The organism is Paenibacillus sp. FSL R5-0914, from assembly GCF_038004525.1.
GTDB lineage: Bacteria > Bacillota > Bacilli > Paenibacillales > Paenibacillaceae > Paenibacillus_AQ.
In genome coordinates, this window is the sequence record NZ_JBBORH010000004.1 from 76271 (window position 1) to 88127 (window position 11857).

Below are 11857 nucleotides of genomic sequence, written 5' to 3' on the forward strand. Positions count from 1 at the left end.
AGCTCTTGTCTGTCCAATGACACAAAGTTGCCTACATTGTAGCGGATAATGATTTATTTAAGAAATCGGACTTATTTCACCAAAAATCAAATATCTTTTATAGCAATAAATTCATACCAAAGGATTTGTTAGACAGGTTACCAGACTAAAATGAGGTGAAGATCGTGGAGGAAATAATTGAACAAGAAGAGCTTCTCCTAAAATCTAAGGAGTTTAAACTCTTTTCGGGTCCGGTGTTGACTCGAATATTTAATAAGACAGGTGTAGCCGGTTATGAAATTGGTACACTTGGATCTGCAGGTTTTTTAAAATATAAAGACAGGTTTTTGGTGTTACCACTAAACATGTTGTCACATTAGGTAATGAACTACTTCCTCTATCTGACATCGCAATTCCTTATCAGTATCAAGGTGGATCAAAAGTATTGACTCTATTGAAACAAGCAGTTGATTTTGATCGAGATATAGCAATCTTTGAAGCGGCTCAAACGTCTGCAGTATTTATGGAACAGGAACAAAATAAATGTTTCTTGGAAGATGGTTTGATTAATGAAGATCCATTAGGTTATTTTGAGAATAAAAGCAATGTTGTATTTCTGCATGGTATCTCTAAAGAAGAAACTGACGTGGATTATGATGCATTCGTAGTTGATATGACAACGACACCATACACGACCTTTATTGATCGAGTTGATGAAGAATCGCAGAGAATAGTATTAATGGCAGACGTGGATGGGACTAATGGATTTGGTCAGACATGTCACCCACTGCCCGATTTTGGTGGGATGAGTGGTTCATTTGCTTATTCGTATCAAAGAGAAGATACTGAAAATCAGTTTCGATTACTAGGTATATTATCTAATGGGAATAAAGAAACAGGGTTTTTATGGGTCATACCCATAAATGAAGTCGTTGAAATATTAGAGAAGGAGTTCTTCGGTAATTAATGGGGTCGAGCAGATTGCTGCTCGGCACTTTACATTTTAAGTGGAGTTAAGCTTCTATAGGTCTTTCACCTTACAGGAGAAGGGAAATAGTCATATTTTGGCGAATATTTACAGGTGGATATTATACATGCTGGAGGTAGTTTATGGCTAAGAAAGAGCGTTGCTTCTGTGGAAGCGGGAAGGCTTCGAAAAATTGTCATCGGGTCGCTTTTGACAGTCGTGCGGCACATCTATTAAAACTTTATGATCAAGTTGAAACTACAGTTGATTCATACTTTAAACTTAATGAGAATTCCCACCAGTGTTTTTCGGGATGTAATAATTGTTGTAGCGATTTCTTTACAGTCTCAGAAGTTGAACTTGAAATAATCATGGATGAAATTCATACTACGTGGACTGAGCAGGAAATTATCAACCTATATAAAAAGGTGATGGATAATGTCAGGGCTTTTCAAGCTGAACATCCAGATTTAGATAATGCAATCCTGACTCAGCTTGATTACGAAGGCGACCTAAGTAAGTTCAAGTCATTTAAAGGTGGTAAAACAAGAACAAGCTTCCCGTGTCCCCTTATTAATGAGGAAGATGGAAAATGTTCAGTCTATAACAAACGCCCAATGGTATGTAGAACGCATGGCACAACTCATTTTGAGCTAGATGAAAAGCTAAGCTCAATTGAGAGTGCAGTGTGTGAATATATCCCGAGTCGATTACAAAATAATGTTATTACTCCTGATGCATCTGACTTACAGACAAAGTACGAGGAGACAGTCAATGTCACTTCTAAGTTGGGGTCGCTTTATATTCGGAAAATGCCACTATTTTACGGTATTCATACTTTCGCTTTGATGCAGCGATATAACCCTACTAAGCCAATGGTGGTAAATAGACACAATTTAGATATGTCGATTCAAGAGAGTAATTTGATGCAGCTAAAAAGAGCTGCAGCTATTAAGTAAGTGACAAGGGAGTTACTATATGGGACATGGAAAGCAAATATTTATAAGAAGAAGTCGCATCAATAACAAAATGAAGCTGAATAGAGATGAATGGGATTATTACTTCAACCTCGATAATGTCAGAGTTCGAGTAAAGGACTTTGATTTGAGTGGTAAATCAGTCAGCTTTTATTTTCATGCTGGTAATTGTCATGTTTATAAAGATTCCTCGAAGGGGTGCTCATTATTTCTTCAAGGTTTGGTTGATTTAGAAAAGCACAAAGATACAGATAAATCGAATCCCAAGCATTGTCCATATGTTAATCAGCTAATGCAGGAAGAGCCGGATTGCATGTTTCCGATTAATCTATACAAATATAAATGTGGTCACTACAGTACAGGTCAAGGGCAGCACAGGTTTTGTATTTCTGGCACATTAAGCAGACCCATTCCGGTAGTCATTTTGGGGTTCATCTATCATATGAATTGTGGTTCATGTTCAGAGGAAGGTTACTATACACTCAAAAGTTTTTAATTCAGTTGAAGGAGAGTGATAATTCTCATGTATACAATAAATCTGTTTGAGTCATCTATGCACTCGAATCATCTGAACAATAATACATACATAAAGTTATAGTTCGATTTGAGAGTTTTTGAAAACATTTATTTTTCCAATATCATGATGTCGGATCAAATACACAGACTACAAAATATTTTAGACATACAGGTATCTGCAAAGCTTAACTCCACTCTTTTGAAGAAAGTTGTTGGTGAAGTCCAACCTAATATTAGGGTGTTTAATCAAGGCTCCGGTTACAGGGAGTGGGAGTGGATTTTTGATTCAAATGATATTTCTGCTCTCGAAAGAGTTCGATCTGGCGATTTATACTTTACTGTTGAAGTAACGGCGCTTGTCGAAGTACGGGAGAATGGAAATAAGTTTATTGCTGTAACTGGTAATCAGCAAATAAAGATATCTGAATCGGACTGGATTCGATTTCTACAATATTTTGGCTATTCCACAAAGTACGGAATAACCCTTCCTGCATCGTTGTTAAACGACAAGAGTTGGATTCAGGCATATGAGCAGCTCGATGTTGCTCGTGGGCATATGCAGCGGGGTATGACCTACGATGCCCTTCGGCAGTGTCTCTCAGTAATTGAATCGTATACTGATGTTGGAAACGGTCGAGGGGGACCATACAGCCCCAAAGTATGGGGGACTTCCTAAGTGATATTACGGAGCAGAAAAGAGATGGAATTACTGGATTGTTAACCGGAGTATCGACTTACTTAAATAAAGTTGGGCATCACCGTAACTCAAAAATAAAAGATAACGGAAACCTACCTGCTGTTCCTATTGACCAGTATGAAGCTGAGCTAATGATAGGTGTATCTCATTTAGTAGTAGCATATTTAGAAAGACTGAGTGGGGGAAGCTACAATTGAAAATTAACAAGGTGAAAATCCAAAACTTTAAGAGTTTTTACGGGGAGTTCGTCTTAGAATTTAGTGAGGGAATGAACATTATAGTAGGCAACAACGAGGCAGGGAAAAGTACTATTCTTGAAGCGATCCATTTAGCGCTCACTGGTCTACTCAATGGCAGACAAATCAAAAATGAATTAACTCAGTATTATTTCAATAATACTGTTGTCAGCGAGTACTTAACCAAACTGGAGCAAAGACAAAGTCACGAGTTACCGTACATCTTGATTGAAATATATTTGAGTGGTGACGGTGACAGTATAGCTTTGCTTGAAGGTAACGGCAATAGCGATCGTGCTAAGGAAAGTGGAATCTCACTCAAAATTTGTTTTGATGAAAAGTATCAAGCAGAGTATGAACAGTTGGTTAGTAAAGGAGACGTAAAGACACTTCCAATTGAATATTATGATTTGGTGTGGTCTACATTTGCCAGGGAGATAATAACTCCCAAGAGCATTCCACTCAAATCTGCTTTGATTGATTCATCAAGTAACAGATACCAAAATGGATCTGATGTTTATATTTCCAGAATTGTTCGGGATAATCTAGAGCCCGAAGATATAGTGGATATTTCCCAAGCGCATAGAAAAATGCGAGATAATTTCATGGGTTCAGAGTCAATTCAGGCAATTAATGCGAAAATTCAAGAAACCGCCGTTCTAACTGGAAAGAAAGTTGAACTTTCTGTTGAGCTACTTTCTAAGAACGCTTGGGAAAACAGTTTAGTGACATATCTTGATGACGTACCTTTTCACTTCGTAGGAAAAGGCGAGCAATGCATTGTTAAAACTGAGCTTGCTCTAAGTCATAAGAGAACAAGAGAGGCTGCAGTCATCTTAGTGGAAGAACCTGAAAATCACCTCTCCCATACTAAACTGAATCAATTTATTAATAAAATCGCGGAGCATCAGCATGACAAACAAATAATTATTTCTACACATAGTAGTTTCGTTGCTAATAAATTGGGGCTAGGTAATTTGATTTTGTTAAACGACAAGAAGGCAATAAAGTTAAATGACCTAAAAAAAGATACCAGGGGGTTCTTCCAGAAGGTCGCAGGTTATGATACCCTTCGGCTCATTCTCTGTAAAAAGGCGATTTTGGTAGAAGGAGATTCTGATGAACTGGTAGTTCAAAAAGCATACATGATTTCAAATGAAGGTAAATTACCTATTCAAGACGAAATTGATGTTATTTCAGTAGGCACATCTTTTTTGCGGTTCTTAGAGATCGCAGTATTGCTAAATAAACCTGTAATAGTCGTTACAGATAATGATGGAGACGTGGAAGCTGTTAAGAGAAAGTACAGTGACTATTTGGGTGATAACGCTAAAGAAGATATTAAAATTTGTTTTGATCCAATTCTAGATGAAGGTGACTTGCTCATTGGGAAGAACCCATTTAATTACAATACATTGGAACCAAAACTGTTGAAGGTTAATGAGTTGAGCAAATTCAATACGATTTTTGGAACAGAATACGCACATATCGATGGAATGCACAAATATATGAAGTCTCATAAAACTGAGTGTGCATTGAAAATCTTTGAAACGGCTGAATCGGTTGTATTCCCTGAATACATCTCTGAAGCAATTAGGTGATCAGTATGAAGACTAATAAACTGGTTATCGCAGCTGCCGGTTCTGGAAAGACAACTTTTCTTGTGAATGAAGCATTAAGTCAACGTGAAGGAAACGTACTTATTACAACTTATACTCAAGCTAATGAAGCCGAAATTCGTAAGAAGTTTGTTGAATTGAATGGGTGCGTTCCATCCCATGTCACAATTCAAACGTGGTTTTCCACTTTACTTCAACATGGAATTAGACCTTATCAAGGTGGTTTATATGATGAGCCAATTCGAGGAATGCTTCTAGTAAATGAACCATCGGCTTTGAGATACGCTCAGGGGGCACGTAGGGTTTACTTTGGTGAAGCTACTCACTTTAAACAGCATTACTTTACAAGCGACTCAAAAGTTTACTCAGATAAGATTTCAAAGTTGGTTGTTCGATGTAATGAAAGAAGCGATGGTGCCGTTATTAAGAGATTAAACAGCATCTATTCGCATATCTTTATTGACGAAATCCAAGACTTAGCAGGGTATGACTTGGAGATTATAAAACTACTATTAAAGAGCGATTCAAGCATACTGTTCGTAGGGGATCCTCGTCAGGTAACATATCTTACCCACATCGAAAGAAAGTATGATCGCTTTAAAGAAGGGCGTATCAAAGAGTTTATTCAAACCGAGTGTCGAAGGATAGATTGTGAAATTGATGAAGAATCGTTGAATGTATCCCATAGGAATAATGATGTGATTTGTAGTTATTCTTCAAAATTATTTCCTGAATATAATCCATGCCAATCAAACCAACATGAAGTGACGGGACATGACGGGATCTTTCTAGTAAGAAAACAAGATGTTGAACATTATTTACAAAGCTACAACCCAGTTCAATTAAGAGACAGTGTTAGAGAAACGGTAAATAAAGATTACAAGTGTGTTAATTTTGGCGAATCTAAGGGTCTTACGTTCGAAAGGGTATTAATATATCCAACGCAACCCATTATTAGATGGATTAAGAATAACACCTTTGACTTAGCCTCTACGAGCCGTTCAAAACTGTATGTTGCATTAACTAGAGCGAAGTTTAGTGTAGGGATCGTCTATGACTATAATCAAGCGACTGATTTTGAAGAACTTAATAAGTATGTGATCTAATCGTGATGAAGAGAGATGGTTTGGGTTGGGATTGACCTAAGTGAATTCCAAGACCAAATAGGTAATCCCATCAATAAATAGGAACTGATATTTTGGAACGTATCAGCCTATTCATTTATATAGCCCCATGTGCCGATCAGGTAGCACATGGGCATTCTATTTGCAGCTCCTGTTCACCCGACCAGAAAGTGGCTGAAAATGGTTATTTAAGCTAGAATTGAAGTATTCATTGTTGAGCGGGGGTAAAGCATGAAAGGCAAGAACCGATACATTCTCGATAGCTCCTTGCTTGAGAAGTTCAAGCAAGCCGTAAGCGATCATGACGATTACTTGATTAACACATATAGCAACTACAATGGCAAGAATCTGTGGAGCCTGATCTGTTCAGCGAAGGATTGGCTATCCGTCTGCGTGAACGGTTTGCCATACATCGAGTTGAACCACTCTCATGACGATGTTCGTTCATTGAATGTTCTGCAGCTGATCACGACATACGATATTGTCCTTCAATCCATCGAGTATTCGAGATGGAATACCCGCTAAAGAAGGACGATTCGGTATTTAATGCAGCAGTTCCCGACGATGCGTATTTCGCGCAGATCCGAGCATGCTTCGGGGCGCATCCGGTGGACTTAAGGAGTTCTGATGGAACGAAGAGTACGGATAAGTGCTTCGCTTCTTGGTCTATCGACGATATCAGCAATAATATCGGGGGTTACGGAGATTATTCGGTTTATCTCTACAGCAACAATCCCGATGTGGTTCAACCTATTCGTTTCTCTATGAGCTTCGCCAAAATTCATGAGTATGCGATTAAACGATACTCCCTTTTATCGAACGTTATTAACGTAATAGAAAAAAATGCTATCTTTGTCGAGGAGCAGCGGCTATGGAGGATCGGGCGCAGCTCGGATGTTGTTGAGCAGCTTCAAATTCTTTTGAAGAAGAACAGTACTCGAATTCGTGATCGTGATGGGTATCATTATATGTCAGGGGACAAGAACATAGTCCTATAAGAACCCGAGCCCCGCGCGGTTTTTGTATTTTAAGGGATCAAGTTCTTGTCCTTTACTCCAGACAAGAACTTGATCCCTTATCCGTTAATGGACAGGAACATGGTCCTATTACCGATTTGATATTCATCAAATGGGCTTGGAATTAATTACCTCTTTCTTCAAGGACAAGTATATAGTCGCATTGACGATTAAATGGATGTCTAATGAAAGGTCATAATACTTAACGTTGGGGCAACGTTTACTCCTTGGTTTCTTTGTCCTTGCCGCCGATATTAAATCCTAACTTTCCATTATATTTGCCTACCTGTCCGGCAACTCCTAAGCCTGCTCCTTGACCGCCACCAAGTTGTGCCTTGGCCTGGGCGCCGAGACCATTTTCGCCACCAAGCTGCAAATGGGTTTTCAGTCCTGCGCCTTGACTGAACCCCAAGTGTCCTTCGGCATCAGTACTCATACCGTACTCTCCTCCGACCTGCGCCCCCGTATGAAAACCTGCCTCTTGACCGCCACCTATTTGGGTTTTTGCCTGTGCCGCAATCCCGTACTTGCCGAAGGCCTGAGCTTCGGCATTGAGCCCTAGACCCTGGCTGCTGTCCAGATGTGTATTGCCTTGCGTATGGATTCCATATGAAGGAGTGCCCATATGGCCGCCCGCATACATACCCATGCTACCTAAGGCTAAATTCCCGCCAGCATTTAAACCAATGCCGTGTTTACCGCCTACTTCTCCTCCGGTATTTAGCTTAATCCCTTGCCCGCTGCATACATTTTCGTCCATATAACCATTTAAAAGTTCTTTTTTGGTGTTTTCGCTGTCTGAGGGTAGATCTGCCAGGCTGCTTTCTGAACGGAAGAGATGGTAGTAATGAGAGTAAGGGAAAGGATTGTAACGGGTAAAGTAAGGGTATACGGATGGATTAGCCTGGCTGTTTGGATATTCGTTCCCAAAGGTCATCTGGGATACCTCCATTATTAAATTTATTACAACAGCCTATTCATGGATGAGTTGAAGTGACACCCTTCCTAAATAGACCATATGAATTCAAGGTTCGCAGCCGATGCACAATGAGCGAGGCGAAGTATCACTTATTTTTAACGGGGAAATCTACAACTATCGGGAGCTGCGTGAATTGGTGCCGGCGGCGTGGCAGCTGCTGAGCGCCGCGCACCTGGTTGCTTCGGACACATAGGTGGGCGGAACGACCGAAGTCAGTGACCAATCTCGTTAATTTTGTAAGAAAACATGGTTATTGATCAACTCATTTATATGGGTGGATTTTATATGCCGGAAAAAGTGGGGGAATCGGCAAAGGGACCAAGTTCTTGTCCTATAAGGGACTATGTTCTTGTCTTCCGTCACCTCCGACATCATTTGTCAGAAGACAAGAACATGTTACTATTGCCGATATAATGATTATCTAATGTATGTCTTACACCGACTTGATGCAGGCCACAGGTGTCGAATGCTCGCCTATACTCGCGTTCGGAAACAAGGAAGCGTTTGGAATCTGCTGGCGGACGGCTATTTGTGTGAGTGGATCAGAATAGACCCGGACGTAAAACCAATCCTTTGTAAAGAGGGTGCCCCGAAACGGGAAGCAAACCCAAAAAACATAGGACATTTATTCCTGCTAAGTTATATAATATAAGAGGAAAGTAATATGCTGCTTTTGCTACCTGCGACCTATTCATGAAATGTCTTAGCAAAATTGGTAGATGCTTTACTATTAATCAAGCGGGGATAAGGCTATATGAAACGAAAGAGTTGGATTTATTCGCTAATGCTAGCAATTATAGTATCTGTTGTATTCGGGGTTGGCAGTATTTATGCGGCTGCACGGAACATCACCGACATTGTCAAAGTGACCAAACCTGCTGAGATAAAAGTTGGGGAGTGGAAGTCATACGAAATAGCCATCACTGACTGGACCGATGCAGACGTTACGGAACATGACTTTACTCCAATCTCTTCAGATGAGAATGTTGTCAAGGTCGTACGAAAAACACAATGGGTTTCTGAACTTCATGCATTAAATAAAGGGATTGCTACCTTAACTGTCAATATTGGAGAAAAGTTTGAACCTTATGTATTTACTGTTCAAGTGGTGGATGATTATACAGTCATTCCTGAACCAACTAAGCCGGTAGTTATAAAGGAACCTACACACGAAGAAATTATGTTACAGGATCTTGAAGATTACATTGAGCAGTTGCAGCCATTAGGAAGCTATGAAAAGAAAGCCATAACTACGTTAAATCAAAATAGACTCCTGAACGATTCAACCAGAAAAACACTCTTTCTTACTTTAAACAATACTGTATTGCCTAATTATACTAAATTTGTATCCGGGTTGAAAAACCTCAAAGCTAATAATGTAGAGTTGAAAGAAATACATACCTACTATCTGGCAGGAGCAAAACTCCAACTGGAAGGGTTCACTATAATGCGGGACAGCTTGAAGACGACCAAAATAAATTGGTCCAAATTCAATGCAGGTGAAAAAAAGAAGGCAGAAGGAATTAAGCAATTGAACAAATCCGAAATGCTTCTTGACAAGTATGCAAGTAAATATGTCAAATAAATATATTAATGAACAGAACACTTAAAGTGCTTTAAGGGTTCTGTTATTTTTTTTTGAGGGGCCTGTGCCAAATATATAGACCGTTAAGGCATGCCGACAGGGAGCTGGGGCACGGATGCTTCAAGAATGTAGATTATGTCATAAAGATAAAGTTCTTATAAATTCTCATATCTTTACGTTACTTTTAAAGTTTTAGTTAAGGAAGGGTACTTCTCTAAGGAGTCACATAAATATCGACTTCTAAGGGCAAGGAGGAAGGTTTTATGAAATTTTTGGATAAAATTGACCATGGTACGAAGCAAGAGGCTATTCGTCGGCTGCGTGTCGCCAATTATGAGGCTATGGCGGAGGCTCTGGAGGCTTACGAGTCCAGTGCACAGACATCCCAGGGCTGGGATGAAAGCGTATCTGGAGAGGATGGCGAACTATATAAACAATTTGGCTCGACAATGCGTGAGACTATTTGGCCCTACAAGTTCAAAAAAAGTGAGGATTGAGTTAAATGCCCAAAGTCCAGGGGTATTCCCCTTTACTTCGCAAATAAACTTTTTGATGAAAATGAAAAATACATCTTATGATAAATAACCGGTTATTCACGACAGTTATAGAATTATTAGGAGGACTAATTAATGGCTAATAAAATGGAGCATTTTAAAACAGAAATTCGTGAATATAGATGTGCATGTGGAAATGGGAATTACACATTCAAATGGCATACTTACCGAGATAACTATTTCTCTGAAGATGTTATATCCCAGAAAGGGATTGATTGTCCTGTGTGCAAAGAAACACATTATATTCAAGATTACTCTTTAGTACCTAAAGCAGTAAGTGATAAAACGTCAGAAGCCTCCAATGCAGTAAAAGACTTGTGCCAGATAATTAAAGATTATGCTTTGGAGCACTACAGGGAGCCAATGTTTAAATATATCTCTAGTATTCCGGCTACAAGATGGCATAGTTTATGGCATATTGGGAGCCCATCGATTGGTACATTCCGAAAGGATATAAACGCAACTAATGGTAAAGAGGCTACGTTTAATCGACATCTTTCTGGAAGCTATGAATCTACCATATATCGTATCATGGTAACTCTTGAAAAATGCAATATAGAAGACTTAAAGTTAGCAAACTGGAACGATGATTTACAGGTGTTAATTCAAAAGAGAAATGAAGTTAAAGAACTTGAAAATGGTTATTTGTATAAAGGCCAACTTCTCAGAGATTATACTTCATATCAAGATCCGAAACTCAGCTAAACTTCAGCAAACTTTAGAAATGCCAGGTTTAATAAGAAAATAGAGTGTTAGACCGGTAAATACCGCACTTTAAATGTCTTTTATGTATTGGGGGGATTAGTTCTATGAAACAGCGGCAGTCCAGGACTTTATTTTCTTGTCTACGGAAGTCGCTGTTTCAAATTTCAAAGGTTTGGTTCATTCTAAAACTAATTAGAGTAATCACGGCAACTCGATTCTTCTGACACCAGGGGACTAGACAAGTTAGGATCATGATCCTTTAACGGTACATGTTCTTGTCCTCCGACATGTATATATTTATGTAGGAAGGGCATACTAATAAGTCGTCTGTACATATGCACAAAATACGGATTATGTGAGGATGTCAGAATGATATTATTTATTGAACGTGAAAATGTAACAGATAAAAGAATGTGTAGTGAAAAAGCGGACTGCCTCAATAAATTTTTACTAGAGACAGTCCGCTTACTTATAATAATTACTCAATTCATAGGCAAGGTATCGACCACGTGCCACTTTAAATAGAGCAGAATCGGAGGATAGTAAATTGGCTGTATCCAGTTGTAGCTGCCGTCAGCCTGAAGACTTCCTAATCGAACTGTCCCGTCGGGTGCATGCTACAGCCTCCATTTACCAGCAAACATGGACTGGAACTAGACTTTGTAGAGTATAGATACTGATGTAATAGCTCTTTCCGACCTCCAGTTTTAGTGTGATCTCGTCCGTATTTTCTTCTTCACCAAAAGCTAAACTAGAAGCAATCTCTAAAATTCGGTTTTAAAATAAAAGCATTTGATGTGCGTACAAACGATATGGAGAAATCTTCATACGGGTATTACATGGGCTATATGTGTAATTGGTTGAATAGTGGGTTCATTCGTTACCGCCCCCTTCAAATAAAGA

14 protein-coding genes are annotated in these 11857 nt (G+C 39.2%); 13 read left to right on the forward strand and 1 reads right to left on the reverse strand.

All coding sequences use genetic code 11. From position 1 onward, the window contains the following. Positions 1 to 164: 164 nt before the first annotated feature. The 9 genes from MKX60_RS29575 (at position 165) to MKX60_RS29615 (ending at position 7113) form a co-directional block, all read left to right on the forward strand. Positions 165 to 359, forward strand: coding sequence for a hypothetical protein (locus MKX60_RS29575; protein WP_341061808.1), 195 nt, complete (start codon positions 165 to 167; stop codon positions 357 to 359). Between the two features lie 65 nt (positions 360 to 424). Continuing rightward, positions 425 to 946 carry a hypothetical protein gene (locus MKX60_RS29580; protein WP_341061809.1) on the forward strand — a complete coding sequence of 174 codons (522 nt, stop codon included), beginning with the start codon at positions 425 to 427 and terminating at the stop codon, positions 944 to 946. Positions 947 to 1089: 143 nt separating this feature from the next. After that, complete coding sequence (locus MKX60_RS29585; RefSeq protein WP_341061811.1) at positions 1090 to 1905, forward strand: YkgJ family cysteine cluster protein; 816 nt, start codon at positions 1090 to 1092, stop codon at positions 1903 to 1905. Between the two features lie 19 nt (positions 1906 to 1924). Then, positions 1925 to 2419: a hypothetical protein gene (locus MKX60_RS29590; protein WP_341061812.1), complete on the forward strand. Its 495-nt coding sequence runs from the start codon at positions 1925 to 1927 to the stop codon at positions 2417 to 2419. A gap of 219 nt (positions 2420 to 2638) precedes the next feature. Next, a complete protein-coding gene (locus tag MKX60_RS29595; RefSeq protein ID WP_341061813.1) occupies positions 2639 to 3115 on the forward strand; it encodes a hypothetical protein in 477 nt (158 codons plus the stop codon). A gap of 214 nt (positions 3116 to 3329) precedes the next feature. Continuing rightward, complete coding sequence (locus MKX60_RS29600; protein ID WP_341061815.1) at positions 3330 to 4973, forward strand: ATP-dependent nuclease; 1644 nt, start codon at positions 3330 to 3332, stop codon at positions 4971 to 4973. Between the two features lie 5 nt (positions 4974 to 4978). Continuing rightward, positions 4979 to 6097 carry a UvrD-helicase domain-containing protein gene (locus tag MKX60_RS29605; RefSeq protein ID WP_341061816.1) on the forward strand — a complete coding sequence of 373 codons (1119 nt, stop codon included), beginning with the start codon at positions 4979 to 4981 and terminating at the stop codon, positions 6095 to 6097. A 249-nt stretch (positions 6098 to 6346) separates the two neighbouring features. Beyond that, the gene (locus MKX60_RS29610) at positions 6347 to 6640 is read left to right on the forward strand and encodes a hypothetical protein (protein WP_341061817.1); all 294 of its coding nucleotides are present in this window, start codon (positions 6347 to 6349) and stop codon (positions 6638 to 6640) included. Next, a complete protein-coding gene (locus MKX60_RS29615) occupies positions 6625 to 7113 on the forward strand; it encodes a hypothetical protein (RefSeq protein ID WP_341061818.1) in 489 nt (162 codons plus the stop codon). The genes MKX60_RS29610 and MKX60_RS29615 overlap by 16 nt, the downstream gene beginning before the upstream one ends. A gap of 238 nt (positions 7114 to 7351) precedes the next feature. On the opposite strand, the gene MKX60_RS29620 is transcribed toward MKX60_RS29615, so the two are convergent. Continuing rightward, complete coding sequence (locus MKX60_RS29620) at positions 7352 to 8068, reverse strand: hypothetical protein (RefSeq protein WP_341061819.1); 717 nt, start codon at positions 8066 to 8068, stop codon at positions 7352 to 7354. Between the two features lie 85 nt (positions 8069 to 8153). Here MKX60_RS29620 and MKX60_RS29625 point away from each other — a divergent pair, with 85 nt between their 5' ends. From MKX60_RS29625 to MKX60_RS29640, 4 genes are all read left to right on the forward strand, one after another. Continuing rightward, positions 8154 to 8303 carry a hypothetical protein gene (locus tag MKX60_RS29625; RefSeq protein ID WP_341061972.1) on the forward strand — a complete coding sequence of 50 codons (150 nt, stop codon included), beginning with the start codon at positions 8154 to 8156 and terminating at the stop codon, positions 8301 to 8303. 561 nt (positions 8304 to 8864) lie between these two features. Beyond that, positions 8865 to 9695: a hypothetical protein gene (locus MKX60_RS29630; protein ID WP_341061820.1), complete on the forward strand. Its 831-nt coding sequence runs from the start codon at positions 8865 to 8867 to the stop codon at positions 9693 to 9695. Positions 9696 to 9958: 263 nt separating this feature from the next. Continuing rightward, positions 9959 to 10192, forward strand: coding sequence for a hypothetical protein (locus MKX60_RS29635; protein ID WP_341061821.1), 234 nt, complete (start codon positions 9959 to 9961; stop codon positions 10190 to 10192). Positions 10193 to 10324: 132 nt separating this feature from the next. Further along, positions 10325 to 10954, forward strand: coding sequence for a hypothetical protein (locus MKX60_RS29640; RefSeq protein ID WP_341061822.1), 630 nt, complete (start codon positions 10325 to 10327; stop codon positions 10952 to 10954). Positions 10955 to 11857 lie beyond the last annotated feature (903 nt).